This is a genomic window from Crenobacter sp. CS_VA4, assembly GCF_055597485.1.
Map to the genome: position 1 here is coordinate 135,319 of NZ_JBVMAE010000006.1, position 26,712 is coordinate 162,030.

Sequence of the window (26,712 nt, forward strand, 5' to 3'; positions counted from 1 at the left end):
TGACGGCCGGCTCTCGTCACGACAGGGCTGACAGCGGCGCCAAAGCTGCCATGATGAAAAGAATGCCGTGACTAGCCGAGAGCTTCCATCATGCCGCCGACCATGCCCGCCAGCACCGGCCCTGCGCCGCTGATCGTCCCGATGCTGTTGCTGCCCGCGCGCGGCGACGCCGCCGCGCTGCTGCCGGCCGCGCCGCTCTGGCTGTACGGCCTGGAGATCGCCACCCTGCTCGCGCTGGCGATCGCGCTGACGCTGCTGCTCTACCGCCGCCAGCCGCTGGCGCGACAGCGCGAGGCACTCGAACCGCTGCCGTTCCCGGCCGCGATCGTCCAGGACGACGGCCACGAGCTGTACTTCAACCCGGCGGCGCAGACGCTGCCGGTCACCACCCGCAACGCGCTGGTGCGCCAGACGCTGCTGTCGGACAGCCCGCTGCTACAGGACGACGGCGCGAACTGGCTGCTGCAGCGCCACCCCGCTCCGGCCGCACACGCCTGGCAGGTCAGCTATCTGACCTCGCTGACTCCATGGCAAGAACAGTTGGAACGGCTCGAGGGCGAGGTCGCTCAACTTAATAATGCGCTCTATAGCGCCAACCTGGTGTTCTTCACGCTGGAGCTGGCCAGCGGCGTGCTGCGCCTGGCGCCGCAGGCGCTGCAGCACGCCTACGGGCTGGAGTCCGACTGGGGCGAGCTGCCGCTAGAGCGCTGGTTCGGACGGCTGCACCCGGACGACCAGCGCCAGGTCACCGAGCTGTTACGCCAGTCGGCCGAACAGGCCGGCAGCGACCTGAACCTGGAGGTGCGGGTGCGCCTGGCCGACGGCCAGTGGGAATGGGTGGCGATCAACGCGCAGGTCTACCCGCGCCACGACGGCCATCACCAGATCTGCGGCGTCGGCGAACGGATCACCGCGCGCAAGGACGCCAGCGACATGCAGCGCCGCCGCGAGCAAGCGTTCCGCGGCCTGGTCGACAACAGCGTCGACCTGATCGCCCGGGTCGACCCGCTGGGCCGCTGTTTGTACCTGAACCAGACCATCACCCGCTGTGTCGCGCTGCCCGAGGCCGAGCTGCTCGGCAAGACGCTGCTGGAAAACGGCATGCCGGCGGCGCTGGCCAACCGCTTCAACAGCGAGTGCCAGGAAGTGATCCGGCTGAACCGGGCGCGGATGTTCGACGCCGACGTGGCGCTGTCGACGCTGACGATCATCTTCGAGGTGCGGCTGTTTCCGGAACTGGACCCGGCCGGCCGGCTCGAGTCTATCCTGGCGGTGGCGCGCGACGTCACCGACCTGCGCCGCCAGCAGCGGCTGACCCAGGGCGAGCACGCGGTGCTCGACATGATCGCGCACCGCGCGCCGCTGCGCGACATCCTGACCCGGCTGGCGCGCCTCTTGGAAAGCCAGTTCCCGAAGGGCCGGATCGCGTTCTGGCTGGCGCCGCAGGACGACGGGCACGGCGACTGGATCGCGCCGGCGCTGCCGCCGCTCGCGGCCGACTACGACGGCGCCACGCTGGCGCTGTTGCGCTTGCTGCAGCCGAGCCTGGTCAACCCGCTCGACAGCCACCCGCTGTGGCAGCCGTTCGCGGCGCAGCTCGACCAATTGGCGCTGAACGCCGGCTGGCTGCTGCCGCTGCAGCCGCCGCAACAGCCGGCGCTCGGCGTGCTCTGTCTGCTGTCCGGCCAGCCGCTGCCCATGGGCGGCGAGGACAAGCAGCTGTTGGCGCGGGCCTCGCACCTGGCGGCGATCGCGATCAAGCAGGACCGCCACGACGCCGAGCAGCACCACACCGCCAGCCGCGACCCGCTGACCGGCGTGCTAAATCGCTACCACTTCCTCGACGTGGCCGGCCGCGAGCTGCTGGCGGCCGAGCGCTACGGCCGGGCGCTGTCGCTGTGTCTGATCGAGCTCGATGGCCTGCAACGGCTCAACGACAGCTTCGGCCAGCACGCCGGCGACAAGGCGATTCGCCACTTCGCCGAGCTGTGCCGCCTCGAGGTGCGCAAGGTCGACCTGGTCGGCCGGCTGGACGGCAAGGTGTTCGCGATCCTGCTGCCGGGGACCCCCGCGGATCAGGCACGCCATCTGGCCGAGCGGCTGGTCGCGCGACTGGCACAGGAGCCGCTGCAACTGGCCCCGCTGCCGCCGCTCTACTACAACCTGAGCATCGGCATCGCCAGCCACCAGCCGACCGAGAACCAGTTCGAGACGCTGCTGCGGCGCGCCGAACACTACCTGAGCCTGGCGCAGCACCTCGGCGTCAACCAGATCTACAGCGACCCGCCGTCGGCCGACGCGGAGAACGACCAGCCCGCGACCCGCTCATAACGGCACCGCCCCGCGCGTCGCCGCGCTTTGCCGGCGGTGCGGTTTGCCGCGACAATGGCGGCGTTTCGGTCGGCCATGTCCGACCGTTCCGCCGATCAACCCGCTACCCCGCTGCAAACCCGTGACCGACTGGCATTCCTCCTACCTCGCCCACCCGCTGTATCGCCCGATCCGCCGCGCCGCCGGCTGGCTCGACCTCGCCCGCTGGCCCGACCAGGCCGGTTACGACCGGCTCACCGCCGCCGCGCGCGACCGGGTCGCCGGCTTCCCCGCCACGCTGCATTTCGCCGCCGAGCTGGAGCCGACCGCGTACTACGAGACGCATATCGGCGCCACCGGCGAGGTGCCGACCCGGCTCGCCAACTGGCATGACTGGTTCAACGCCTTGGCCTGGTGTGCCTGGCCGCGCGCCAAGGCAGCGCTGAACGCCCGGCACCTGCGCGCGCTCGCGCGCGGCGAGGTGAAGCGCGGACCGTTCCGCGACGCGGTGACGCTGCTCGACGAATGCGGGGTGGTGCTGGCGGTGAGCGACGAAAGAATGGCCGACGCGCTGGTCGGGATGGACTGGCCGACGCTGTTCCTGACGCGACGCGACGGCTGGGATACGACGATCGCGCCGTTCGTGCTCGGCCACGCGCTGTTCGAACAGGGGCTGACGCCGCATCTGGGCTGGTGCGGCAAGGCACTGCTGCTGGCGGTGACGCCGGGCTTCTTCGGCCGACCCTACGAGGCGCAGCTCGCCGAGCTGGACCAACGCTTGGCCGAACGGCTGGCCGACGACGGCTGGCTCGTGCGGCCGCGCGAGCTGCAGCCGCTGCCGCTGCTGGGCATCCCCGGCTGGTGGAGCGCCAACCGCAACCCGGCGTTCTACGCCAACACCGACTACTTCCGGCCGATCCGGCGGGCGAACTCGTCGAGCGTCATGTCGAGCGAGTCGAATGCCGGCGACAGCAAGGCCTCCAGCGCCGCGGCGACCTCGTCGTCCTGATCGGGCGTCGGCTTGTAGACGAACTGGCGGAACAGGTCGATCAGCTGGATGCTCTCGGCGCGCCGCTTCAGCACCCAGCCGTCGGCGCCGAGCTGCGCGTACTGCAGCTTGGCCAATTTATCCAACAACTGGCCGAGCTCATCGTAGCCGACGTGGATCTCGCGGCGCAGATCGGTCAGGCGCAGCGCGACGCCTCTCGCCTGCGCCTCGTGCAGCATCAACAGCGCCTCGACCGCGTCCTGGAAGCGCCGGCGCGGGTCGAAGCGGCGCCGCCACGCCCCGTCCTCCCAGTACGACAGCGAGGCGGTGAACATCGCGCCGGCCAGCACCACGAACCATAAACAGAACACCCATAGCAGGAAGATCGGCACGCTGGCGAACGCGCCGTACACCAGCTGGTACGACGCCATCTTGGTGATGTAGTAGCCGAAGGCGCGCTTGGTGACTTCCAGCAAGAGCGCGGTCACGAACGCGCCGAGCGCGGCGTGGTCGGCCGGCACGAAGCGGTTCGGCACCAGCCGGTACAGGAACCACAGCACCACCGTGGTCAGCGCGATCGAGCCGACGAGCTGGATGGTCAACGCCAGCACCGGGTGGCTGAACTTCAGCCCCGAGGTCTTGTACAGCCAGCTCCAGCTCGACAGGCCGACACCGAGCAGCAAGGGACCGAGCGTCAGCACCGTCCAGTACACCAGCATTTGCTGCAGGAACGGCCGCGAGCGCTCGACCCGCCAGATGCCGTTGAAGGTGCGCTCGATCGTGACCATCAGCATCAACGCCGACGCGCCGAGCATCACGATGCCGGCGGCGGTCAGCTTGCCGGCGTTCTCGGTGAACTGGCGCATGTAGACGGTGATCACCTTGCCGGCGAACTCGGGCACCAGGGTCGTCAAGAGCAGCACCTTGAAGCGCACGCTGTACTCGGAGAACACCGGGAACGCCGAGATCACGATCAGCGTCACCGTCAACAGCGGCACCAGCGCCAACAGCGTGGTGAAGGTCAGGCTGGCGGCGACCTGGTTGATGTGCAGCTCGGCCATCCGCCGGCCCAGGAAGCGTAGGAAACCGAAATGGGGGCGGTCGCGGGAAAAACTCGTCTCGGTCATCGTCTCACGGGTAAAATTTTGTGCATTGTCATCATAGAGCCAGTCGGCGACCGGCTCCTAATCCAGGGGGAAAAATGCAGGATATTCTGGTGCTGTATTACAGCCAGCACGGTGCCACCCGCGAACTGGCTCGGCTGATCGCGCGCGGCATCGACAGCGTCGACGGCTGCCGCGCACGGCTGCGCACTGTACCGAAAGTGTCGACCGTGTGCGAGGCCACCGAGCCGGCGGTGCCGGACAGCGGCGCGCCGTACGTCGAGCGGCAGGACTTGGTCGACTGCATCGGTCTCGCGCTGGGCAGCCCGACCCGCTTCGGCAATATGGCCGCGGCGGTGAAGTACTTCCTCGACGGCACCAGCAGCGAATGGATGGCAGGCGCGCTGTCCGGTAAGCCGGCCTGCGTGTTCACCTGCTCCGGCTCGATGCATGGCGGCCAGGAGTCGACCCTTCTGTCGATGATGCTGCCGCTGATCCACCACGGCATGCTGATCATCGGCCTGCCGTACACCGAGCCGGCGCTGTCGAGCACCCAGAGCGGCGGCACGCCGTACGGCGTCAGCCATGTGGCCGGGCTGCAGAACGAGAAACCGATCAGCGACGAGGAGAAGACGCTGGCGATCGTGCAGGGCAAGCGCCTGGCCGAAGCAGCGAGGAGACTCGCCCAGGCGCCGGCGCGATGAGCATACAACTGCACGACTGGCGCGAACTGGACACGGCACGCCGCGACGCGGTGAGCGCGCTGACGCTGCCGCCGGAACAGGAGCCGTTCGCCGGCTCGGTCCACGAGGCGATCGCGGTCAGCGAGGACGGCGACTCGGCCAGCCTGCGCGGCTACGCGGTGTTCGACGCCGCCACGCCGGTCGGCTTCTTCATCCTGAAGGCGGGCCCGGCCACGCCGGCCTGGGCAACGGCCGACACGGTGACGCTGCACGCGTTCCGGATCGACGCCGGCCAGCAGGGCCGCGGCTACGCCAAGTCGGCGCTGGCGGCGTTGCCGGCGCGGGTCGCGCGCGACTGGCCGGCGGCGCGGCAGCTGATGCTGGCGGTCAACGCACGCAACCTCGCGGCGCTCGGCCTATACCTCGCCTGCGGCTGGCGCGACACCGGCAGGCAGAACCCCGGCCCGATCGGCCCGCAGCACCTGCTCGACTATCCACTGGCTTGAGGGCACCTAGCCCTGCGGCTTGCTGGTCGTTTCCCGGCAGTCGCGCACCAGCATCCGCCCACCACGGGTGGCGAGGAAGCCGGTCTCGCCCTTGCTCCACCACACCAGCTGCTGGTTGGCGTAGCGCGCACCGCTGCCCGACTCGGTCAGCCGCAGCGGTACACCTTGCCGCGCCAGTTCAGACGGATCGGCTGGCTGTCGGCGTCGGCGTACGCCGGGTAAACCACGCTCAGTGCACGGTGGCCGGCGCAGCGGTAGTCGACCCGGAACGGCGTCTTACTCCGCTCCGGCGCGTCGGCCGCGTTCGCCGACGCCGCGGCGACCATCATCAACGCCAGCGGCAAGGCGGCCCGAATCGTCTTCATAGCCCCTTCTCCTTGCCGTTCCACGGCGCCACCTTCACCAGCAGCGCCATGCCCGGCAGCGCCAATACGGTGCACAGCCAGAAGAACGTCGTCCAGCCGAACGCCTCGACCAGGTAGCCGGTGCCGGCGTTCGCCACGGTGCGCGGCACCGCCGCGAGGCTGGTGAACAGCGCGAACTGGGTGGCGGTGTAGGCCGGGTGGGTGGTGCGCGCGATATAGGCGACGAACGCCGCCGAGCCTAGCCCGACGCCGAGCGCCTCGAAGCCGATCACCAACGCCAGCCGGGTCAGCTCGGGCGCGCCGATCTGGGCGAACGGCCCCTGTTCGGCCAACCAGGCGAAGCCGACGATCGACACCACCTGCACCACGCCGAACGCCCACAGCGCGCGGTTGATGCCGAGCTTCAGCATCCACACCCCGCCGAGCAGGCCGCCGAACACCGCCGGCCACAGCCCGGCGTGCTTGGCGACCAGGCCGATCTGCGACTTGGAGAAGCCCATGTCGAGGTAGAACGGCGTCGCCAAGGCGGTCGCCATGCTGTCGCCGAGCTTGTAGAGGAAGATGAAGCCGAGCACCAGCGCCGCGCCGCGCCAGCCGTTGCGGGTGAGGAATTCGTGGAACGGCTCGACCACCGCCTCGCGCAGCGTCTTCGGTGCGGCGGCGGCAAGCCTCGGCTCGGACACCGCCAACGTCATCGCCACGCCCGGCAGCATGAACAGCGCGGTGATCCAGAACACCGTGGCCCACGGCAGGTGGTCGGCCAGGATCAGCGACAGCGAGCCGGGGATCAGGCTGGCGAGCCGGTAGGCGTTGATGTGGATGGTGTTGCCGAGGCCGAGCTCGCGCTCGACGAGGATCTCGCGGCGGAACGCGTCGAGCACGATGTCCTGGCTGGCCGAAAAGAACGCCACGCCGAACGCCAGCGCGGCGATCGCCCAGATCTCGGTGGCCGGGGTGAACAGGCCGAAGCAGCCCATGCTGACGATCAGCGCCAGCTGCGTCGCCAGCATCCAGCCGCGGCGACGGCCGAGCCACGGCGGCACGAAGCGGTCCATCAGCGGCGCCCAGACAAACTTCCAGGTGAACGGCAGCTGGATCAGCGCGAACAGGCCGATCGCCTTCAGGTCCACCCCTTCGCTGCGCAACCAGGCCGGCAGCAGGTTGATCAGCGCATAGAGCGGCAGGCCCGAGGCGAAGCCGGTGAACACGCAGGTGAGCATGGTGCGGGAAAAGATCGCCTGGCGCAGCGTCGGGGCGGTGTCGGTCATCAGCATGGGCGGGCCGGGGAGGGAATCAAGCTGGCATTGTGCCACCGTGGCCCGGCGCCGACCAAGCGCCGCCGCCCCGCGCCGCTCGCCGTCGTTCCGCAAGCGAAAAACAACATTGCTTGTGCGAAACCGCGCCACCGTTTCGGCCGCAAGTTTTCACGGCAATCGGCCGACCGTGCGGGATTTCCCATATGGCGGCCATAGTACGGTTTTGCCACGATGCAACCGTTCGTCGGGCCCGGCCGAGCCAGATCAATACCGCGCCCCCTTTTGCTCACTACAAGTTCGTTTAAGGTCGGTAGAATCACCACAACATAACATTAGCACGCGATTCTATTTTAATGCGCAGATAGAGATAGCGGCTGGTTCGAGAAAACGCCGGCACCCAGGCACGCGCGCGCTGCGCATGCAGCTCGAGCGATCGGACGATAACGACACCCCGCCGTCCACACGACGGCAGGCGGCGCAGGCAGCCGGCCCAAGCGCCGCAACAAAATCCAGCATCGCGATCCCGGCTAGGCGCTCTGCCGCAGACAGTACAGCTAGTACGGCAAGGCAGAGCAACAACGCCGGGAGGGTTTTGTTAGCGGCGCGAAGCCGGCGCCACAGGACTCTCATCCCCCACAGGTACCCCCCATGTCGCAAACCACCTACGCGGCGGCGTCCCACACCGCCCACCGCTCCGGCTGGAGCAGCCAGGACACCGTCTGGATGCTTGGCCTCTACGGCACCGCGGTCGGTGCCGGCACGCTGTTCCTGCCGATCAACGCCGGCATCGGCGGCTTCTGGCCGCTGGTCGTGATGGCGCTGCTGGCGTTCCCGATGACCTTCTTCGCGCACCGCGGCCTGACCCGCTTCGTGCTATCCGGTTCGGCCAAGGGCGGCGACATCACCGAGGTGGTCGAGGAGCACTTCGGCACCACCGCCGGCAAGCTGATCACGCTGCTGTACTTCCTGGCGATCTACCCGATCCTGCTGGTGTACAGCGTGGCGGTGACCAACACCGTGGCCTCGTTCATCGAGCACCAGCTGCAGATGAGCCCGCCGCCGCGCGCGCTGCTGGCGGCGCTACTGATCCTCGGCCTGATGCTGGTGGTGCGCTGCGGCAAGGAGATGATCGTCAAGGCGATGAGCGTGCTGGTGTTCCCGTTCGTGGCGGTGCTGATGGCGCTGGCGCTGTACCTGATCCCGAACTGGCACGGCGCGATCCTCGATACCGCCGGCGGCGGCGACGGCATGCTCAAGACGCTGTGGCTGGCGATCCCGGTGATGGTGTTCTCGTTCAACCATTCGCCGATCATCTCCTCGTTCGCGGTGGCGCAGAAGAAAGCGTACGGCGACGGCGCCGAGCCGCACAGTTCGCGCATCCTGATGTTCAGCCATAGCATGATGGTGCTGACCGTGCTGTTCTTCGTGTTCAGCTGCGTGCTCAGCCTGACCTCGGCCGACCTGATGGCCGCGAAGCAGCAGAACATCTCGATCCTGTCCTATCTGGCCAACCACTTCAGCAACCCGGTGATCGCGTACGCCGCGCCGCTGATCGCCTTCGTCGCGATCACCAAGTCCTTCCTCGGCCACTACCTCGGCGCGAGCGAAGGCTTCAACGGTCTGGTGGTGAAGCAGCTGCGTGGCCAGGGCAGGACCATCGCTCCGCAGCAGCTCGACCGGATCACCGCGGTGATCATGGGCGTGACCGCCTGGGTCGTCGCGACGCTGAACCCGAGCATCCTCGGCATGATCGAGACGCTCGGCGGCCCGATCATCGCGCTGTTGCTGTTCCTGATGCCGATGTACGCGGTCCGCAAGGTGCCGGCGATGAGGAAGTACGCCGACAAGGCTAGCAATGCGTTCGTCACCGCCCTCGGCGGCGTGGCGATCTCGGCGATCTTCTATACGTTGTTCGCCTGAGCCGTTCGGCCCAGCCTGAATGCGAAAACCCCGGCGCTGCCCACGCCGGGGTTTTTGCATCGGGCCTGCGCAGGTGGGCTATCCTTTCGGCATCATTGCTCGCCGGAGTCTTACCCATGCGCCGTGTCGGCCACCTGTTTCATACCCGCCCCCGCCTCGTCATCGCCTTCGCCGCCGGCATCGCCGGTTTCTGGCTGCTCCCGGCTGCCCCTTGGCTGCAGCGGCTGCTGCTCGGCTGGAACGTCACCGCCTGGCTGTACCTGTTCGCGCTGTGGCTATTGATGGTGCGCGCCACACCGGAGCGGATCCGCCACATCGCCCGCCGGCAGGACGAGAGCGCCGCGATGGCGCTGACGCTGGTGTCGCTCGCCGCGGTGATGAGCCTGGTCGCGATCCTGCTCGAGCTGACCAGCGTGAAGGGCCTGGCCGGCGAGGCGAAGTTCGGGCACCTGGTGCTCAGCGTGGTGACGCTGATCGGTGCCTGGCTGCTGCTGCCGACGATCTTCGCGCTGCACTACGCGCACCTGTTCTACGGCAGCAGGTCTGGCGAGCCGCCGCTGCTGTTCCCCGACAAGCCGACCACGCCGAGCTATTGGGACTTCCTGTACTTCTCGTTCACGATCGGCGTCGCCTCGCAGACCGCTGACGTCGCGCTCGGCAGCCCGGCGGCGCGGCGGGTAGTGTTGGTGCAGTCGGTGCTGTCGTTCGTGTTCAACACCAGCATCCTGGCGATGTCGATCAATGTGGCGGCGAGTTTGGTGAGTTGAGCACCGCCAAATAATGCTTTTGTTATTAATGGATAACTCTGACAAGCTGGCCACATTCACTCGCCGCTCACACGACCCATGCACCAATACCTGCTGGTTAAATAGAGAATTACTGGATCAATTTTTACGTTCGGCTTGGATAGCACTTCAGTGCATTTGTGATAAAACATTCATTTCGAATACAAGAATTACAACGATAGCCACAAACTGGAATTACATAATGAAGACAACGATAATTAACTCGTTTGAAGAGTTACATCAAGCAATACAAAGCTATGGTGATAAGGCGATGATATATCGCGGAGTGAAAGATGCGGAATTTCAATTAATTCCAAGCATTGGTCGTTACAAAAACCTTAATTAATTATCACCCGACGACTTCTTAAAAAAAGAAAAACCATACTCCGTCTATTCAGAGAGCAGGCTTGGCCTAGACTTACAGACACAAAGCTAACTGATTGGGAACTTCTTGCACTGGCTCAACACCATGGCTTACCAACTAGACTGCTTGACTGGAGTAGAAATCCTTTGGTTGAGACTTATTTCGCGGTAGAGAAAGAACATTCTGGTGATAGTGCTATATATACATACAATCACAAAACTTATATTGAAACCAATAAACACCCAGATCCTTTATCAAGAAAAACTATAGGGAAATTTATCCCAAACCACATAACACCCAGAATTACAGCACAAGCGGGGATATTCACCATTCACCCAGAGCCAACCAAACATCTGGAAGACTTAGAAAAGATTGAAAAAATCCTCATTCCATCAAAAATAAGACAATCCCTTAAAAAGACTCTTTATCGTTATGGTATTCACCGTGCCTCTCTATTTCCTGATCTCGATGGGTTAGCGCATCATATAAAGTGGTTAAGAACGGACGAATATTAAAAATGCATATTAATTTCAATGGGAAAGGGAGCCGTTGGCTCCTTTTTTCTTGGCGGTGGTGGAGGGGCGGCTCATCAGCTTGTTCGGCCAACGTTGGTGATTGCTGGGGCCTTGTCGGTCTCGCCCGACTGGCGAGGTACTTTCTTTTGTCTCGCCAAAAGAAAGTCCCCAAAGAAAATGCGACCCCGATGCGCTGGCCTTCGGCTTCCCTCGCGCCTGCCAAGCGGCCAGGCGCCGCCGAACTCGCCCCGCGCTAACGTCGCGGTGCTCGAACAAGCGGCGGCTTAAAACCTGGCCGCTTGACGATCACTCGGCAGCGCAAAGGGGATGGGCAGGACGATTGCAGTGGATTTAGATGCGTGAAGATTAAAAAGCCGACAGGTTTGTGGACTTACTCGTCAACGTTGGCCGAACCAACCTTATCGAGCGGGATCAAGCATCAATTGCTTCGGCCAACCTTGCACTTACCCACAGAACCCGCCAGCCGACAACTTTATCCACGGCCACTGGTAAGTCAAGCAACACGCTGATTTTCCAACCCATTTCACGGCCGCAGCCAACGACCACCCCTCCCCCTTCGACGCCGCCGAGGACGACGCGGCCAACGGGGGGTAGTCGGCGAGCACTGTCCGAGTGCCGGCGTAGCCGGCGCGAGTTGCGCAGCCGCCCGTTGGCCGTGGCGCCCGCAGGGCAGCCCGCAAAGCGGGCCGGCGTCGTGGGGTCGCCTTTTCTTTGGATACTTTCTTTTGGCGAGGCAAAAGAAAGTATCCCGCCCCGCCGGGCGGGACCGGCGCTGTCACAGCCCCCCTTGTAACGTTGGCCGAACGAGACGGCCAGCGACCTTCCCCGTCCCCCAGCAAGGGCAACTGACGATGAAAAAGGGAGCCAACGGCTCCCTTCGCTATGCCACGCTTCGGCCAACCTCGGCCGAATCCACCTACCCCCGCGTCACCCGGTAAAACGCCAGGCTCCCCAGCAGGTTCGGCAGGAAGCGCACCCGGCGCTCACCGTCCATCACCACCCGCTCGACCACGCGGATGCGGTTCTTCGCGCACAGTTGCTCGAAGTCGCCCAACATGCACCAGTGGATGTTCGGCGTGTCATACCACTGGTACGGGATCGTGTCCGACACCGGCATATGGCCCTGCAGGATCTGCCAGCGGTTCTGCCAGTAGCCGAAGTTCGGGAAGGTGACGATCGCCTCGCGGCCGACGCGCAGGATCTCGTTGAGGATGGCCTCGGTGTGGTGCATCGCCTGGATGGTCTGCGACAGCACCACATGGTCGAACACCTGGTCGTCGAACTCGGCGAGCCCGGCCTCCAGGTCGGCCTGCACCACGTTGACGCCGGCCTCGATGCAGCGCACCACGTTGTCGACGTCGATCTCGACGCCGTAGCCCTGCACGCGCTTCTCGGCGCCGAGGTAAGCCAACAGCGTGCCGTCGCCGCAGCCGAGGTCGAGCACCCGGCTGTCCGGCTCGATCCAGTCGGCGATCAGTTGCAAATCCGCGCGCAAGCTCATGCTCCCACCTCTTTCGCGACGTTATTCAGATAGGCGCGCATCGCCGCGACGTACGGCGCATCGGTCATCAGGAAAGCGTCGTGGCCGTGCTCGGAGACGATCTCGGCGTAGCAGACCGGCTTCTTCGCCGCCAACAGCGCCTTGACGATCTCGCGCGAGCGCTCCGGCGAGAAGCGCCAGTCGGAGGTGAAGCTGGCGACGAAGTACTTGGCAGTGGCCTGCCCGAGCGCCTTCACCAGGCTGCCGTCGAAGCGCTGGCCCGGGTCGAAGTAGTCGAGCGCCTTGGTCATCAACAGATAGGTGTTGGCGTCGAAACGGTCGGAGAACTTGTCGCCCTGATAGCGCAGATAGCTCTCGATCTCGAACTCGACGTCGAAGCCGTACTTGTACTCGCCCGAGCGCAGCATCCGGCCGAATTTCTCGCCCATGCCGTCGTCGGACAGGTAGGTGATGTGGCCGAGCATCCGTGCCAGGCGCAGGCCGCGGCGCGGTATCGTGCCTTCCTGGTAGAAGTTGCCGTTGTGGAACTGCGGGTCGGTCAGAATCGCCTGGCGCGCCACGTCGTTGAACGCGATGTTCTGCGCGGTCAGCTTCGGCGCCGAGGCGATCACCATCGCGTGGCGGATCCGGCTCGGGAAGTCGACGCTCCACTGCAGCGCCTGCATGCCGCCGAGGCTGCCGCCGATCACCGCCGCCCAGGTGTCGATGCCGAGCCGGTCGGCGAGGCGCGCCTGCGCGCGCACCCAGTCGCACACTGTCACCACCGGGAACGCCGAGCCGTACGGCTGGCCGGTGGCCGGGTTGACGCTCGACGGGCCGGTGCTGCCGTGGCAGCCGCCGAGGTTGTTGACGCCGACCACGAAGAAGCGCTCGGTGTCGATCGGCTTGCCCGGACCGACCATGCTGTCCCACCAGCCTGGCGCCTTCTCGTCCGGGTGGTGGCGGCCGGCGATGTGGTGGTGGCCGGACAGCGCGTGGCAGATCAGGATGGCGTTGCTCTTGGCGGCGTTGAGCGTGCCGTAGGTCTCGAAGCGCAGCGTGTAGTGCTCGAGCACCGCGCCGCTGGTGAGCGTCAGCGGGGTGTCGAAAAACGCGTCTTCCGGCGTGACGATGCCGACGGAGTGTTCGGATTGGGACATGGTTGCGGGTGAGGCCTGTTGTTTTGCTTTGGCGACGGCCGACGAGGCCGGCGCAGCCGTTTCTCTTCGCGTCGATTATATCGTCATCACCTTGCGGCGGGGCAAACCGGCCCGGATAATCGCGCCACCTGCCCTTCACCCGCGAAACCCGTCATGTTCGGCCGCCTGTTCAAGTTTTTCGTCCTCTGCTTCGTGCTGTACGCGTTGGCACGCTGGGTGTTCGATCGCCACCAGCGCCGCAGCCTGCGCGACTGGGCGCACACGCTGGCGATCTCGCTCTTGGTCAGCTCCTTGCTGATCGTGCTGTTGTTCCTGATCGGCATCCACGTCTGAGCCGGCTAGCATGGCCGAACGCGCCCGGCGCATCCGGGAAACTGTTTTTTCCGTCCTGGTGTCAGATCGCCATAAAAAGGCCGACTCACGGTCAGACACCCGTACCGGAGAAACCCACCATGTTGATCAAGCGCCCGGATGAGATCCGCTCCTCCGAGATCACCCCGCAGGATCTCTATATCGACCGCCGCCGCTTCCTGATGCTCGGCGCCGCCGGCCTCGTGCTGTCGAGCGACGTGTTCGCCGCGCTCGCCGCCAAGAAGAGCCCGCTGTCGACCGGCGAGAAGCCGAACAGCCTGAAAGAGATCACCGGCTACAACAACTTCTACGAGTTCGGCACCGACAAGGGCGACCCGGCCGAGTATTCCGGGCAGTTCAAGCCGCGGCCGTGGGCGGTCACCGTCGACGGCGAGGTGCAAAAGTCGCGCACCTTCGCGCTCGACCAGCTGATCAAGCTCGCGCCGCTCGAGGAGCACCTCTACCGGCTGCGCTGCGTCGAGGGCTGGAGCATGGTGATCCCGTGGATCGGCTTCCCGCTGTCGGCGCTGCTGAAACAGGTCGAGCCGACCGGCAAGGCCAAGTACGTCGCGTTCCAGAGCGTGCTGCGCCCGGGCGAGATGCCCGGCCAGAAGGACAATACGCTCGCCTGGCCGTACCGCGAGGGGCTGCGGCTCGACGAGGCGATGCATCCGCTGGCGATCCTGGCGGTCGGCCTGTACGGCGACGTGCTGCCCAAGCAGAACGGCGCGCCGATCCGCCTGGTCGTCCCGTGGAAGTACGGCTTCAAGAGCATCAAATCCATCGTGCGCATCACGCTGACCGACAAGCCGCCGGCGACCAGCTGGAACCTGGCCAACCCGCACGAGTACGGCTTCTACTCGAACGTGAACCCCGAGGTCGACCACCCGCGCTGGAGCCAGGCGAGCGAGCGGCGCATCGGCGAATTCTTCAAGCGCAAGACGCTGCCGTTCAACGGCTATGCCGATCAGGTCGCCGGGCTGTACCGCGGCATGGACCTGAAGAAGAACTTCTGAGGACGCCATGGCCACCGTCACCCGCACCAAACCTGCCGGGCCGCGTTTTCTTGCGCCGCTGAAGGGGCTGCTGTTCGTCGCCGCGCTGCTGCCGCTGGCGCGCGCCGCCTGGATCGTATTGTCCGGCCAGGCGGTCAACCCGATCGAGTTCATCACCCACTCGACCGGCACCTGGACGCTGAGCTTCCTCATGATCACGCTGGCGGTGTCGCCGCTCAAGCGCCTGACCGGCGCCGGCTGGCTGCTGAAGCTGCGCCGGATGACCGGCCTGTTCGCCTACTTCTACGGCGTGCTGCACTTGGCTACCTATCTATGGCTCGACAAATTCTTCGACCTCTCCGACATCGCCCGCGACATCGTCAAGCGGCCGTTCATCACCGTCGGCGTCGCCGCTATCGTGCTGATGACGCCGCTGGCAGTCACCTCCACTAACGGCTGGATGAAGCGGCTCAAACGCAACTGGGGCAAGCTGCACCGGCTGGTCCACGCGATCGCGATCCTCGGCGTGCTGCACTACTGGTGGCTGGTGAAGAAGGACGTCAGCCAGCCGATGCTCTACGCGACCATACTGGCGATCCTGCTCGCCGAGCGGCTGATCCGCCGATGGGCCGAACAGGCGAAGCAGCGTCGGATCACGACACCGGCGAGCAAGCCCGCCTGAGGCTACCGAGTGGAGCGGCCAACGCGTAAACTGGCCGTTTTGCTTTCTGCCGTTTCGATCATGAGCAAGGACAAATTCCCGGTCACCCAAGCGATCCGTGCGCTGCGCGCCGCCAAGGTGCCGTTTACCGAACACCTGTACGTCTACGAGGAAAAAGGCGGCACCCGCGCCTCGGCACGCGAGCTGGGCGTCGACGAGCATTGCGTGATCAAGACGCTGATCATGCAGGACGAGAACAAGAAGCCGCTGGTGGTGCTGATGCACGGCGACCGCGAGGTGGGCACCGGCATGCTCGCCAAGCAAATCGGCGCGAAGAAGATCGAGCCGTGCGCGCCCGAGGTCGCCAACAAGCATTCCGGGTATCTCGTCGGCGGCACCAGCCCGTTCGGCACCAAGCAGGTGATGCCGGTGTATATGGAGGCGAGCATCCTCGAGCTCGAACGGATCTTCCTGAACGGCGGCAAGCGCGGCTTCCAGGTCGGCGTCGCGCCGCTTGACGCGCAGCGGCTGCTCAACGCCACGCTGGTACACGCGGCGGCGAGCTGAACACTGTGGATAAAATCCGGGGTTGGCCGAAGCCTGTGGGTATATAGCTTCGACCGTTGCCGACCGAGACTGGCCGCGCCGGCTTGTCCGCTGCTTACCATCGCCCCCTCATCTCCAACGCCCCGACACCATGAACCTGACTGCCGTCCACCACGTCGCGCTGATCGCCGCCGACTACGCCCGCTCCAAACGCTTCTATACAGAAATATTGGGTCTCACCGTGCTCGCCGAGGCGTACCGCGCCGAGCGTGACTCGTACAAGCTCGACCTCTTGGTGCCGGGCGGGGTGCGGCTCGAGCTGTTCTCGTTCCCGTCGCCGCCGGCCCGGCCGAGCCGGCCGGAGGCGTGCGGACTGCGCCACCTGGCGTTCCAGGTCGACAACCTCGACGCCGCGCTCGCCCACCTCAGCGGCCACGGCGTCGACTGCGAGCCGGTTCGCGTCGACGAGTTCACCGGCAAGCGCTTCACCTTCTTCGCCGACCCGGATGGGCTGCCGCTGGAACTCTACGAGGCCTGACGCGACTCAACCGGATGGACCGACTCACCGACAAGGAGTCCCGATGTACCCCGTTTCCGTAAAAGGCGTGCTGATCACCGCCGACGAGCAGGTGGTGCTGCTGATGAACGAGCGCGACGAATGGGAGCTGCCCGGCGGCCGGATCGAGATCGGCGAGACGTCGGCCGAATGCCTAACGCGCGAGTTTTTCGAGGAGCTGGCCGTCGAGGTCGAGGTGGTCGCGCCGCTCGACAGCTACCTGCTCGAGGTCGGGCCGGGCAAGCGGGTGTTCATCGTCAGCTACGGCTGCCGGCTCGTCGGCGAGTTCGTGCCGCGGCTAAGCCACGAGCGCACCCAGCTCGGGCTGTTCCCGGTCGACGCGCTGCCGGCCAACCTGCCCGACGGCTACCGCGCCTCAATCGAGGCCTGGCGCGCCCGCCTGACCGGCCCATTCAGCCTGAGCTGAGCCCGGCAAACCGGCCGGCATCGCCGATAATGAAACCTCGGCGCGGCCGCTAGCCCGCGCAGCGGAGGTTTCCATCCATGAACGACGACGAACGCGCGATCCACGGCCTGCTCGCCGCCTGGCACCGCGCCACCGTGGCCGGCGACAGCGCGGCGTTGCTCGAGCTGGTCTGCGACGACGTGCGCTTCTACGCGCCGGGCGGCCCGCCGCTGTTCGGCAAGCCGGCGTTCGCCGCGGCGCTGCAGGGCAACGCCGCGTTCGACATCGACTACGACTGGCAGGTCGACGACCTGGCGGTCAGCGGCACGCTGGCGTACTGCTGCTGCCACTTGCGGGTGCACATGCGCGACCGCGCCAGCGGCGTCAGCCACACGCGCCGCGGCCATACGCTGACCGTGCTGCGCCGCGAAGCGGACGGCGCCTGGCGGATCGCCCGCGACGCCAACCTGCTGGTCGCCGAACCGGAACCGGCAGACGAGGAGCCCTGCCCATGAACGACACCGTCGAGTCGCGCACCCTGTCGGTGCGCATCACCCGGCCGATGGCCGAGGTCTACGCCTTCCTCGCCGATCCCCGGCACTTCCCGCAGTGGGCGTCCGGGCTGTGCTCGGCGATCCACGAGACCGACGAGGAGTGGTTGGCCGAAACGCCGCACGGGCCGATGCGGGTGCGCTTCACCCCGCCCAACGACTACGGCGTGCTCGACCATTATGTACAGACGCCGCACGGCGACGAGCTGTACGTGCCGATGCGGCTGATCCCCAACGGCGACGGCTGCGAACTGGTGTTCACGCTGTTCCGCGGCAACGGCATGAGCGCGGAAGAGTTCGCCCGTGACGCCGAGTGGGTCGAGCGCGATTTGGCCGCGTTGAAGCAGTTGCTGGAGAGTGCCGCCTGAATCGTCGTGCTGATGCGTCGGGCGGCAAAAAAAGCCTTTCCCGGAATCGGGAAAATTCAAGGCTCATGCCATAGGGAGCGTTCGTTTGGGCTGCGGCTTTGTCGGTCTCGCCCGACAGGCGAGGTACTTTCTTTGCTTCGCCAAAGAAAGTACCCAAAGAAAGGCGACCCCAGTGCGCTGGCCTTCGGCTTCCCTCGCGCCTGCCAAGCGGCCAGGCGCCGCCGAACTCGCGCCGCGCTAACGTCGCGGCACTCGAACATGCGGCGGCTTAAAACCTGGCCGCTTGACGATCACTCGGCAGCGCAAAGGGGGATGGGCAGGATGATTGCGACGGGGATGAATTCAGAAGGGAAAAAATCGGCAGCCACTTCTTGAGGTCATTACGCCAACGTTGGCCGAACCCAATCCAGACAGGCCAGATCCGGTCTAAGCCCTTTCGGCCAACCTTTACGCTTATCCACAACAAAGTGCCGACCTGCAGCTTTATCGACAGTCAGCGATTGACCTAACAATCCGCTGGTTTTCAAAACCCATTCACGACTGCCACCTACCATCACTCATCCCCCTTCGACGCCGCCGAGGACGGCACGGTCAACGGGGGAAGTCGGCGAGCACTGTCCGAGTGCCGGCTTTAGCCGGCGCGAGTTGCGCAGCCGCCCGTTGGCCGTGGCGCCCGCAGGGCAGCCCGCGTAGCGGGCCGGCGTCGTGGGGTCGCCTTTTCTTTGGGTACTTTCTTTTGGCGAAACAAAAGAAAGTACCCCGCCCCGCCGGGCGGGACCGGCGCTGCCACAGCCTCCACTACGTTGGCCGAATCAAGTTACAAAAAAAAACCGTGGATCGTATCCGCGGTTCTCTCCCTGCCTTTTGGCCAACCCTACCACCACCAGAACATAAAACCCCAGGCGGCGCCGACGGTCGCCAGCGTGCCGAGGAACGGCACGAGCGCCAGCCAGGCGCGGCCGCCGCCCCAGCGCGCGGCGATCTTGGCCGCCAGCCACAGCGACCACAGCGTCGCACCGGCCAGCAGCGCCAGGCGCAGGTTGTTGGCCCAGTAGGCCTGCACGCCCTCGTGCTTGAGCAGCGACAGCGTGGTCGCCGACAGGCCGAGGAACACCCCGCAGCCGGCGAGCGGAATCAGCGCCTGCGCCAGATGGTGGAAACGCCGGGTGCTCCAGCGCCCGGCTGCCGCCACCGCCAGCGCGAGACAGGCGCTGATCGCGGAGCCCATCACCGCCGCGGTCGCGAAGATGTAGCCGATCAGCAGGCCGCCGTCGAGCCAGGTGAAGCTGTCGTTCAGCTCCGGGTAGTGGGTGAACAGCCACCACGGCGCGTTGTCGTCGAGCGGCCAGAAGATCTCGCGGTTGACCAGCCATTCGGCCGCCCACTGCTTGGCGGTGACGAACCACGGGCTGACCGTCCAGTGAAACGCCCCGATCGCCACACCCAACAGGCCGAACACGATCAGCAGCGTCTGCCAGTGGGTCGCCTCCTTCTCGGCCACCTCGACCACTTCCTCGCCGAACGGCCGCGCCGCCAACTCGACCGCGCCGCGGTGGTCGCTGCAGCGCCCGCACATGTGGCAGCCGCTGCCGCCCTTCATGTGGCGGATCGGCTGCAAGGGCGCGCAATCCACCGCCTGGATGCGGATGCCGATATCGAGCGAGTGCTTCCACTTCTGCTCGTCGACCTTGTAGTGCATAGGCGCGAGCTTGGTGAGCAGCTCGAACACGCCGTTCACCGGGCACAGGTAGCGGCACCAGGCGCGCTTGCCGCGGGTGTAATAGTAACCGACCACCATTGCCGCCACGGTCGAGCCGCCCAGCACCAAGAGCACCGCCTTCGGGTACTGGTAGACGCTGACCATCTGGCCGTACACGGTGGTCAGCACGAAGGCGACGAACGGCCAGCCGCCCCAGCGCATCCAGCGCGGGATCGGCCGGCCGCGGCCATGCCGCGCCGCCCATTCGGACAGCGCGCCCTCAGGGCACAGCACGCCGCACCACAGTCGGCCGAACAGCACCATCGACACCAGCACGAACGGCCACCAGATGCCCCAGAACACGAACTGGGCGAACACGGTCAGATTGTCGACCATCCGTGCCGAGTCGTCAGGCAGCGGCATGAACACCGGCACCAGGATCAGCACCGCGTACAGCAGCACCACCACCCACTGGATGGTACGCAGCCACGACTGGTGCTCGCGCAGCCAGTTGCCGTAGGCCGCCAGTGCCGGCTTCATGCCTGGGCCGCCTTCTTCTGCGGCGCCGGCGCGGCGCTCCTGAGCAGCCACCACACGCCGACCCAGAAACCGAGCCAGGCGAGCAGCGTCGTCAGCGCCGGGTGGGCACGGTAGCCGGTCAGCGTGGCGATCAGGCCGCCGAACATGGTGCTGTCATCGAGCAAGGCCGAGCTGTCCCAGATCGGGTCGACCAGCGCCGGCAGCGCATCCATCGAGATCAAGCGGTCGACGCCGTTGACCAGCATCGCCGAGGCGAGCAGCAACAGCAGCACTTCAGATACCTTGAAGAACAGCCGCCAGCCCATCGCCGAGCCGCCGACCTGCAGCAGCCAGTAGGTGCCGATCGCCAGCGCGAGGCCCAGCACCGCGCCGCCGCCCATCGACAGCAGGGTCGAGCCGTCGGCACCGGCGATCAGGCCGTACAGGAACACCACCGCCTCGCTGCCCTCGCGCGCCACCGCCAGCGCGGCGAGCACGAACACGCCCCACCAGTTCTGGTGGCGGGCGTTCTCGGTCAGCCCGGTCTCCAGTTCCTTCTTCAGGGTGCGGCCGTGCTTGCGCATCCAGTACACCATCTGCACGATCAGCGCGGCGGCGATCAGCACCATCGCGGTCTGGAAGTAGTCCTGCGCATCGCCGAGGAACTCGCTGGCCTCGAAGAAGCCCACCGCCAACAGGCCGGCGATCGCGAGGCCGGCCAGCACGCCGCCCCACAGGTAGCGCTTGCCGCCCTGCGCCTCGGCGTTGTTCGACAGCCAGGCGTGCAGGATGCCGATCACCAACAGCGCCTCGACGCTCTCGCGCCACATCACGAAAATGACCTGTCCCATCGCGCGCTCCTACTTGGCGACGATCACGCCCTGCGTGGTCGCCTGGTGGAAGTCATCGAAGAACTTGTATTCGCCCTTCTGCAACGGTGCGATCACCACGAACGAGGAGGCGCCCGGCGCCAGCACCTTTTCCTTGCGCAGCTGCAGACTTTCGAACTCGACCGGGATCTTGCCGGTGTTGTGGATTTCGAGCACGAATTTCTGACCCGTCGGCACTTCGATGCGCATCGGGATCAGCTTGCCGTCCTTCATCTCGAGTTTGAAAGTCGGCAGGTCGGCGGCCTGCGCGACCAAGGGGGCCGCAAGCAACAGGGCGATCAACCAGTTCCGCATGACGTTTTCCTTATGTCCAATGCAAAACAGCGCCGGCAGTGGCCAACGCTGTCGTCTTATCACAAATATGATAACGCCTCGCATTATCATAAGCGATACGATTGTTTGTAACTTTTGGTAAACAGCTCAGCGGCTGCCCTCCTCGCTCCGGAGCACTGACGAGCGAAGCGAGGTTTCCCCGCCGACGGGCGGGGACGGAAGGGGTGGGGGTGAATCAGACAGGCGGCGCCCAGAACCAGGGCACAGCCAGTCGAACTGGTTCGACGCCCATCCCACTCAGGCACTCTGACCCGGCCAGCCGCCTGGCGCTTAGTAACCGCCCTTCTTGCCGATGCCGGCGTAGACGAATTCGTAGTTCAGGTCGAACGGCTTGAACCACGGGCCCACGCCGGTTTCCTTGTCGACGTGACGGCCGAAGTGGCCGTGCTGGTTGGCGCTCGGCGGCAGCACCGAGAACTTCACCTTGTACTTGCCCGGGCCGGCCAGCTTCACGTTGTCGCCGTAGTGAGGGCCGTCGGACGCCACCATCGGCATCATCTCGCCCTTGATCACCTGGTTGCTGCCGACCTTAGCCACTTCGTACTTCACCACCAGGTACGGCAGCCAGTCGCCCTGGGCGTAGCCGTTCGGGTTCTTGGCCACGGCGTGGATGTCGGCTTCCAGGTGGATGTCCGACTCTTCAGCCTTGCGCATCATGCCTTCCGGTTCCATCTTGGTCGGCTGCAGGTAGACGGCGCCGACTTCCATGCCGTTCTTGATCTGCGGCTTGCCGATCGGGTATTCGGTGGCCATGGCGGCGGTGCTGACACCCAGCGCCAGCGTCAGCAGGGAGAGGCGTGCGACAACGCGATTCATATCGATATCCTTGGGAAATATTTTTTACTGAGTGCCGTCGCAAGGCGGCAGGGTTCTTATCGACCGGTCGGACTCAGATCGAACTGAGAACGGGAAGAATAATAACTCGCATTTGCATGCCGATACAAACGGGCGTTATTAATATTCATTCCGGATTTCGCCGCCGGCCGCGTCAGCCGCGCAGTGTGGCCATGTGCCGGCGGTAGCCGAACAGCGCCACGCTACCGAGCAGCAGGAAGCTCGCCATCGTCAGCGCCAAGGTCAGTGGGCTGTCCCACACCAACGGCGAGATCACCCCGGCGACCAGGCTGCCGAGCATGGTCTGGCCGAAGCCCTGCAGCGATGACACGGTGCCGCGCAGCTCGGGGAACTGGTCCATCAGATTGAGGGTGATCGTCGGCGCCACCAGCGACATCCCGGTAGTGTAGAGCGCCAGGGGCAGCACGCAGGGCAGCAGGCTCGCCGGGAAGAACAGGTTGTAGCCGACGTTGGCGAGCGTCGCCGCCAGCATCAGTGCGTAGCCTATCGTCACCGTCTCTCGCGCGCCGCGTCGGCCGGCCATCCGCCCGGACAGCCAGGCGCCGAACATGATGCCGGACACGGCCGGGCCGAACATGTAGAGGAATTGTTCCGGCCCGAGATGCAGGTGCTGCATCAGGAAGACCGGCGCCGACGGGATATAGACGAAGAAGCCGGCGAAGTTGAGTGCCACCGCCGCGGCCAGCAGGAAGAACGCCGGGGTTCGGCCGACCTTCAGGTAGTTGGCCAGCAGCTGCCGCCAGGCGAGCGGCTGGCGCCGGCTGTGCGGGTGCGTCTCCGGCAAGCCGAACCAGGACAGCGCAAACAGCCCAAAACCGACCAGCGCCATGAACAGGAAGATCGCGTGCCAGCCGAACGCGCCGAACAGCCAGCCGCCGACCACCGGCGCGATCGCCGGCGCCAAGGAGAACAGCATCGTCACCTGCGACATCATCCGCTGCGCCGCCGCGCCGTCGAAACAGTCGCGGATTACCGCCCGGCCGACGATCAGCCCGGCGCCGCCGCACAGCCCCTGCACCGCGCGCAGCACCAGCAGCGTCTCCAGATTGGGCGCCAGTGCGCAGCCGATCGAGGTCAAGCCGAACAGCAGCGTCGTCACCAGCACCACCGGCCGGCGCCCGACCGCGTCGGAAATCGAACCGTGCCACAGCATCATCAGCGCGTAGAAGAACAGGTAGACGGTCAGCGCCTGCTGGATCGCCACCGGGCTGGCGCCGAGGCTAGACCCGATCGCGCGCATCGCCGGCAGGAAGGTATCGATCGAAAACGGGCCGATCGCCGACAGCGCGGCGAGCAACAGGGCGAGGCCGAGCTGGCGTCGGGGGGTGAATGCGGGCATGGCCTGAAAATCAGCAAGGAGACAATCGCGCAGGTTACCGTCGATCGAGGGGTGCTGGCTATAGCGGGCTCAATGCCGGCAGCGCCGCCCACTCGCCAGATCCTCACACAGCCGCAGATTGCCGTCCTGGTCGAGCTCAAGGTACTCGACGCCGAGCCATTCCTGGCCGGGACGCGGCGTGGCGCGCAGCCGGTACTCACCGTCGTCCGCGTTCTTGGCGGTGGCGTTGAAGGCTATCGCGTAGAACTCGGTGCCGTCGCCGGGCAAGGCCGGCCAGCTGGTCGAGCTTAGCTTGTAGCCGCCCTTTTCCGCGTACCAGCGCTCGAGGAACAAGCCGGCCTCGAGCAGGGCACCGCGCGCCTCGGCCTGGCGATTGCGCCGCAGATGATCCTGATACGACGGATAGGCCAGCGTCGCCAGACTGGCGATGATCGCCAGTGCGATCAACAACTCGATCAGACTGAAGCCGCGATGAGCCATGGGGTTCCCCTTCACTAGAACAATTCGCGCCAGCCGAGCCGCAGCGGCGAGCCGGCCACGGACAGGGCAGCGATCGGCCCGTTGGCCGAAGGCCCGCTACCGAGCCGGGCGGCTCGTTCAGCCGCGCTTTCCGGGATCAGCAGATAGCTTTGCAGCGTCGCCTGGCTGTAGCGGTTGCGCCCCCAGCCGCGCGCACTGACGCGATACAGCCGCCCGGCGCGGCCGCTGCCGTCGCGGTAGTCGCGCTGCAGCAGCTCGACCAGGTAACGCGGGTTGGCCCATAACGCCCCGCCGGACAGCACGTCGCCGGTGTTGCAGCGCGTGCCGGCGACACCGTCGAGCACCAGTTCGCGGGCATGGCCGCACGGATGCAACAGCGGCCAGCGCCGACCGCCTAGCGTCACCACGCGCTGCCACGGCGGCTCGCGGTCCGGCTGACCGGACTGGGCCGGCCGGCACAAGCCGCTCTGCCAGCCCGCCGGGTTGGCCGGGTTACGGCAGTCGTCGCTGAACAGGCCGGTGGCGCCGAACAGCGCGGCGTCCGAGCGCAGGGCGATGCCGAGCTCGTGATCGAGTCGGGCCGCCTGCTGTTCGGCATGCTGCAGCGCCAGCTCGGCCGCCTGAAAGGCATACTGACGGTCGGCCTGGTTGGCCGCGATGCGCCGCTCGGTGGCGAGCCGCTGGCTGCTGGCCCCCACCATCAAGCCCATCACCATCAACAGCGGCGAAATCGCCAGCAGCGTCGAGCCGCGCTGTCCGCTCAGGCCGAGCATCCCGTCCCTCCCCGGCCGGCCACCCGGGTGCGGTAGCGGCGCTGCAGCACGCTGCCGTCGCCGGGCGGCGGACCATCCTGGCCGCCGATTTCCAGCGTCACCTGCCAGAGCCGGGCGGCGGCGCAGTCGCCCGATCGGATCGTCTCCACCGTCAGCGCTGTCACGCCCGGCGCCAGTTCGATCGGTCCCTGCCAGTTGCCGTTGTCGCCCAGTTCGAACAGGAAGAGGCCCTGCCGCCCACCGTAGCGCCCCACCACGTAGGCCCGCGACACCAGTCGCAGCAGTTCCAGCTGCTCGATTGGATGGCCCGGCGTGCTGTCGCTGGCCAAGGGGATCGCCGCCCCGGACAGGCTCAGACTGTAGCCATCGTCGCCGACCCGGTGTCCCGCGGCCGCCGCATCGAGCAGGTCTACCCGCTGGCAGCTCGCCAGCGCCAGAAACCGCGCCTCGCCAAGCCGAGCGCTGCCGTCGGTGAGCCGGGCGCCGAGACGGCGCAGCTGCAGGCCGCTGGCGTCGCGCTCCAGCGTGGTCAGCACCGCACCCGCCTGGCCGTATTGCAGCCGCAGCACATCACCGTCGGCGCTGAAGCCGGCCGGACCGGCCCACGGCATGCTGCCGGCGAGCGTGGTGCCTGCGCCGAGGCTGGCGCAGCCGAAGTGGCCGGCCATGCGCAGGTCGCGCGCCAGTGCGGCCAGCGCCAGCCGGGCGTCCTGCTGCACCGCCTGCTGCTGTTCCTGCGCCAGAGCGAGCCGGAGGGCTCCGAGAAACACCGGCAGCACCGCCGCGAGCAGCGCCATGGCCAGCGCGAGCGCCAGCATCAGTTCGAGCAGCGACATCCCCCGCTGCGGCCTATTCATGGCGCGACCCTGAGCTGGTAGGCGCCGTGGCGCTGCGTGCCACCGGCGCGGCCGGCCAGCCGCCACACCACCTTCAGCGTCAGTGCGCCACTGGCGTCGCAGCCGAGCGCCTGCCAGCTGGGCGGCGCGGCGAAGTCCTGTTCCGGGCACAGTTCGGCGCGCACGGCGCCGTCGCCGAAGGCCGGCTGCAGCTCCTGGCGGAACGTCGCCAGTGCCTCCCCGGTCGCGACTCCCGAATGCAACGCTTCCAGCAGCGCCTCGGCGTGCAGCGCCACCAATGCCTGCTGCTCCGCCTCGCGCAGCTGGGCATGGGTGCGCAGCTGCGTCGCAGCCAGCGCATAGAGGCCGCCGGTCACCAGCGCGCAGGCGACCAGATAGTCGATCAGCGAAAAGCCGCGCTCAGCAGACATCGCAGCCCGCCTCGCCGCCGGTGCAGACCCGCGCCCGGCCGGCGCTCGATACCCGCACGCTGCGGCACAGCCCGGTCGCCAGGTCACGCAGCCGGAACACGGCCGGCTCGGCCAGGCGGCCGTCGGCACCGAACACCAGCTGGCGCACCGGTGTCGCCACCGCGATGCCGTCGCCGAACTGCACCGCGCGCAGCCGCTCACCCGAGTCGTATCGAGCGAGATGGTTGCCGGCGGCGAGCGGGTTGTCCGCGTAGGCGAGCGCCCCCTCGTCCCAGACGTACCCGCCCTGGCGGCGCGTGGCGAGGCAGCCTTGCAGGTCGAGATTGCTCTTGGCGTTGAGCGCGCAGAGGTAGACCGGACGGTTGGTGCGCAAGGCGTCGCTGCGAGCGTGATGCAGCTGGCCCACCAGCTGTTGGCCGAGCAAGGCCAGCCGGTGGCGAGCACGCAAGGGGGCCTGGCCATCCACCGCCAGCGTGGCGAGTATCGCCGTCAAGGCGATCACCAGCAGCAGCTCGATCAGGGTGAAACCATCGGGGAAAGACAAGCCGAGCCGCATCGCCATCAATGCCAAATGGATAAACCTTGACGATACGAGGCACTAGCGGGGTCTGTGAATACGTGAAATTACTAGGCGTAAAGAGAAAACGCCGGGAGAACCCCGGCGTCG

The 26,712-nt window shown here is 66.3% G+C and carries 30 protein-coding genes and 1 pseudogene; 15 read left to right on the plus strand and 16 right to left on the minus strand.

The genetic code is table 11. The features are described 5' to 3' along the window. Positions 1 to 90 precede the first annotated feature (90 nt). Both ACZ2IA_RS07795 and ACZ2IA_RS07800 read left to right on the plus strand, forming a co-directional pair. Positions 91 to 2,331: a sensor domain-containing diguanylate cyclase gene (locus ACZ2IA_RS07795; protein WP_470292005.1), complete on the plus strand. Its 2,241-nt coding sequence runs from the start codon at positions 91 to 93 to the stop codon at positions 2,329 to 2,331. A gap of 121 nt (positions 2,332 to 2,452) precedes the next feature. Next, a complete protein-coding gene (locus ACZ2IA_RS07800; protein WP_470292006.1) occupies positions 2,453 to 3,319 on the plus strand; it encodes a DUF3025 domain-containing protein in 867 nt (288 codons plus the stop codon). Here ACZ2IA_RS07800 and ACZ2IA_RS07805 read toward each other — a convergent pair. Further along, entirely contained in the window at positions 3,214 to 4,425 is a 1,212-nt protein-coding gene (locus ACZ2IA_RS07805; protein ID WP_470292007.1) for a YihY family inner membrane protein, read from the minus strand. The genes ACZ2IA_RS07800 and ACZ2IA_RS07805 overlap by 106 nt on opposite strands. Before the next feature lie 74 nt (positions 4,426 to 4,499). On the opposite strand from ACZ2IA_RS07805, the gene wrbA reads away from it, so the two are divergent. Next, complete coding sequence (wrbA, locus tag ACZ2IA_RS07810; RefSeq protein WP_470292008.1) at positions 4,500 to 5,105, plus strand: NAD(P)H:quinone oxidoreductase; 606 nt, start codon at positions 4,500 to 4,502, stop codon at positions 5,103 to 5,105. Beyond that, on the plus strand, positions 5,102 to 5,590 hold the full coding sequence (locus ACZ2IA_RS07815) for a GNAT family N-acetyltransferase (protein WP_470292009.1): 489 nt from the start codon (positions 5,102 to 5,104) through the stop codon (positions 5,588 to 5,590). The genes wrbA and ACZ2IA_RS07815 overlap by 4 nt, the downstream gene beginning before the upstream one ends. A gap of 108 nt (positions 5,591 to 5,698) precedes the next feature. Here ACZ2IA_RS07815 and ACZ2IA_RS07820 read toward each other — a convergent pair. The 3 genes and pseudogenes from ACZ2IA_RS07820 to ACZ2IA_RS07830 form a co-directional block, all read right to left on the minus strand. Then, positions 5,699 to 5,767 (minus strand): annotated as a pseudogene (locus tag ACZ2IA_RS07820) (hypothetical protein); the annotation flags it as partial. Then, positions 5,737 to 5,955 carry a hypothetical protein gene (locus tag ACZ2IA_RS07825; RefSeq protein WP_470292010.1) on the minus strand — a complete coding sequence of 73 codons (219 nt, stop codon included), beginning with the start codon at positions 5,953 to 5,955 and terminating at the stop codon, positions 5,737 to 5,739. The pseudogene ACZ2IA_RS07820 and the gene ACZ2IA_RS07825, both read right to left, overlap by 31 nt. Beyond that, on the minus strand, positions 5,952 to 7,223 hold the full coding sequence (locus tag ACZ2IA_RS07830; RefSeq protein WP_470292097.1) for an AmpG family muropeptide MFS transporter: 1,272 nt from the start codon (positions 7,221 to 7,223) through the stop codon (positions 5,952 to 5,954). Before ACZ2IA_RS07830 ends, ACZ2IA_RS07825 begins: the two co-directional genes overlap by 4 nt. Positions 7,224 to 7,859: 636 nt before the next feature. On the opposite strand from ACZ2IA_RS07830, the gene ACZ2IA_RS07835 reads away from it, so the two are divergent. The 3 genes from ACZ2IA_RS07835 (at position 7,860) to ACZ2IA_RS07845 (ending at position 10,795) form a co-directional block, all read left to right on the plus strand. Then, a complete protein-coding gene (locus tag ACZ2IA_RS07835) occupies positions 7,860 to 9,131 on the plus strand; it encodes an HAAAP family serine/threonine permease (RefSeq protein WP_470292011.1) in 1,272 nt (423 codons plus the stop codon). A 116-nt stretch (positions 9,132 to 9,247) separates the two neighbouring features. Beyond that, positions 9,248 to 9,898, plus strand: coding sequence for a DUF1345 domain-containing protein (locus ACZ2IA_RS07840; protein ID WP_470292012.1), 651 nt, complete (start codon positions 9,248 to 9,250; stop codon positions 9,896 to 9,898). 366 nt (positions 9,899 to 10,264) lie between these two features. Next, on the plus strand, positions 10,265 to 10,795 hold the full coding sequence (locus ACZ2IA_RS07845) for an FRG domain-containing protein (protein WP_470292098.1): 531 nt from the start codon (positions 10,265 to 10,267) through the stop codon (positions 10,793 to 10,795). A gap of 937 nt (positions 10,796 to 11,732) precedes the next feature. Here the strand turns inward: ACZ2IA_RS07845 and metW are convergent. After that, positions 11,733 to 12,317 (minus strand): methionine biosynthesis protein MetW, encoded by a 585-nt coding sequence (gene metW / locus ACZ2IA_RS07850; RefSeq protein WP_470292013.1) that lies wholly within the window; start codon positions 12,315 to 12,317, stop codon positions 11,733 to 11,735. Next, a complete protein-coding gene (gene metX / locus ACZ2IA_RS07855; RefSeq protein WP_470292014.1) occupies positions 12,314 to 13,456 on the minus strand; it encodes a homoserine O-succinyltransferase MetX in 1,143 nt (380 codons plus the stop codon). The genes metW and metX overlap by 4 nt, the downstream gene beginning before the upstream one ends. A 153-nt stretch (positions 13,457 to 13,609) precedes the next feature. Here metX and ACZ2IA_RS07860 point away from each other — a divergent pair, with 153 nt between their 5' ends. The 8 genes from ACZ2IA_RS07860 to ACZ2IA_RS07895 all read left to right on the plus strand — a co-directional run bounded on the left by ACZ2IA_RS07860 (position 13,610) and on the right by ACZ2IA_RS07895 (position 17,890). Further along, positions 13,610 to 13,789, plus strand: coding sequence for a protein MIGRI (locus ACZ2IA_RS07860; RefSeq protein ID WP_470292015.1), 180 nt, complete (start codon positions 13,610 to 13,612; stop codon positions 13,787 to 13,789). Positions 13,790 to 13,908: 119 nt separating this feature from the next. Continuing rightward, complete coding sequence (gene msrP, locus ACZ2IA_RS07865; protein WP_470292016.1) at positions 13,909 to 14,823, plus strand: protein-methionine-sulfoxide reductase catalytic subunit MsrP; 915 nt, start codon at positions 13,909 to 13,911, stop codon at positions 14,821 to 14,823. A gap of 7 nt (positions 14,824 to 14,830) precedes the next feature. Beyond that, positions 14,831 to 15,484, plus strand: a complete 654-nt coding sequence (gene msrQ / locus ACZ2IA_RS07870; RefSeq protein WP_470292017.1) for a protein-methionine-sulfoxide reductase heme-binding subunit MsrQ — start codon at positions 14,831 to 14,833, stop codon at positions 15,482 to 15,484. 60 nt (positions 15,485 to 15,544) lie between these two features. Beyond that, the gene (gene ybaK / locus ACZ2IA_RS07875; RefSeq protein WP_470292018.1) at positions 15,545 to 16,030 is read left to right on the plus strand and encodes a Cys-tRNA(Pro) deacylase; all 486 of its coding nucleotides are present in this window, start codon (positions 15,545 to 15,547) and stop codon (positions 16,028 to 16,030) included. A gap of 130 nt (positions 16,031 to 16,160) precedes the next feature. Continuing rightward, positions 16,161 to 16,547 (plus strand): SMU1112c/YaeR family gloxylase I-like metalloprotein, encoded by a 387-nt coding sequence (gene gloA2 / locus ACZ2IA_RS07880; RefSeq protein WP_470292019.1) that lies wholly within the window; start codon positions 16,161 to 16,163, stop codon positions 16,545 to 16,547. A 43-nt stretch (positions 16,548 to 16,590) separates the two neighbouring features. Beyond that, on the plus strand, positions 16,591 to 16,992 hold the full coding sequence (locus tag ACZ2IA_RS07885; protein ID WP_470292020.1) for an NUDIX domain-containing protein: 402 nt from the start codon (positions 16,591 to 16,593) through the stop codon (positions 16,990 to 16,992). 77 nt (positions 16,993 to 17,069) lie between these two features. Next, positions 17,070 to 17,486 (plus strand): YybH family protein, encoded by a 417-nt coding sequence (locus tag ACZ2IA_RS07890; protein WP_470292021.1) that lies wholly within the window; start codon positions 17,070 to 17,072, stop codon positions 17,484 to 17,486. Continuing rightward, on the plus strand, positions 17,483 to 17,890 hold the full coding sequence (locus ACZ2IA_RS07895; protein ID WP_470292022.1) for an SRPBCC family protein: 408 nt from the start codon (positions 17,483 to 17,485) through the stop codon (positions 17,888 to 17,890). The genes ACZ2IA_RS07890 and ACZ2IA_RS07895 overlap by 4 nt, the downstream gene beginning before the upstream one ends. Positions 17,891 to 18,764: 874 nt before the next feature. On the opposite strand, the gene ACZ2IA_RS07900 is transcribed toward ACZ2IA_RS07895, so the two are convergent. From ACZ2IA_RS07900 to ACZ2IA_RS07945, 10 genes are all read right to left on the minus strand, one after another. Further along, positions 18,765 to 20,129: a 4Fe-4S binding protein gene (locus tag ACZ2IA_RS07900; RefSeq protein WP_470292023.1), complete on the minus strand. Its 1,365-nt coding sequence runs from the start codon at positions 20,127 to 20,129 to the stop codon at positions 18,765 to 18,767. After that, positions 20,126 to 20,959 (minus strand): FTR1 family iron permease, encoded by an 834-nt coding sequence (locus tag ACZ2IA_RS07905; RefSeq protein ID WP_470292024.1) that lies wholly within the window; start codon positions 20,957 to 20,959, stop codon positions 20,126 to 20,128. The genes ACZ2IA_RS07900 and ACZ2IA_RS07905 overlap by 4 nt, the downstream gene beginning before the upstream one ends. Positions 20,960 to 20,968: 9 nt before the next feature. Continuing rightward, positions 20,969 to 21,292: a cupredoxin domain-containing protein gene (locus tag ACZ2IA_RS07910; protein ID WP_470292025.1), complete on the minus strand. Its 324-nt coding sequence runs from the start codon at positions 21,290 to 21,292 to the stop codon at positions 20,969 to 20,971. Between the two features lie 309 nt (positions 21,293 to 21,601). Further along, positions 21,602 to 22,147, minus strand: a complete 546-nt coding sequence (locus tag ACZ2IA_RS07915; protein ID WP_470292026.1) for an iron transporter — start codon at positions 22,145 to 22,147, stop codon at positions 21,602 to 21,604. A 172-nt stretch (positions 22,148 to 22,319) separates the two neighbouring features. Further along, the gene (locus ACZ2IA_RS07920; protein WP_470292027.1) at positions 22,320 to 23,525 is read right to left on the minus strand and encodes a multidrug effflux MFS transporter; all 1,206 of its coding nucleotides are present in this window, start codon (positions 23,523 to 23,525) and stop codon (positions 22,320 to 22,322) included. Positions 23,526 to 23,594: 69 nt separating this feature from the next. Continuing rightward, positions 23,595 to 24,005: a type IV pilin protein gene (locus ACZ2IA_RS07925; RefSeq protein ID WP_470292028.1), complete on the minus strand. Its 411-nt coding sequence runs from the start codon at positions 24,003 to 24,005 to the stop codon at positions 23,595 to 23,597. Between the two features lie 14 nt (positions 24,006 to 24,019). Next, the gene (locus ACZ2IA_RS07930) at positions 24,020 to 24,778 is read right to left on the minus strand and encodes a pilus assembly PilX family protein (protein WP_470292029.1); all 759 of its coding nucleotides are present in this window, start codon (positions 24,776 to 24,778) and stop codon (positions 24,020 to 24,022) included. After that, positions 24,766 to 25,635, minus strand: coding sequence for a prepilin-type N-terminal cleavage/methylation domain-containing protein (locus ACZ2IA_RS07935; protein ID WP_470292030.1), 870 nt, complete (start codon positions 25,633 to 25,635; stop codon positions 24,766 to 24,768). Before ACZ2IA_RS07935 ends, ACZ2IA_RS07930 begins: the two co-directional genes overlap by 13 nt. After that, positions 25,632 to 26,045 (minus strand): hypothetical protein, encoded by a 414-nt coding sequence (locus ACZ2IA_RS07940; RefSeq protein ID WP_470292031.1) that lies wholly within the window; start codon positions 26,043 to 26,045, stop codon positions 25,632 to 25,634. The genes ACZ2IA_RS07935 and ACZ2IA_RS07940 overlap by 4 nt, the downstream gene beginning before the upstream one ends. Then, on the minus strand, positions 26,035 to 26,589 hold the full coding sequence (locus ACZ2IA_RS07945) for a GspH/FimT family pseudopilin (RefSeq protein ID WP_470292032.1): 555 nt from the start codon (positions 26,587 to 26,589) through the stop codon (positions 26,035 to 26,037). Before ACZ2IA_RS07945 ends, ACZ2IA_RS07940 begins: the two co-directional genes overlap by 11 nt. Between the last annotated feature and the right edge of the window lie 123 nt (positions 26,590 to 26,712).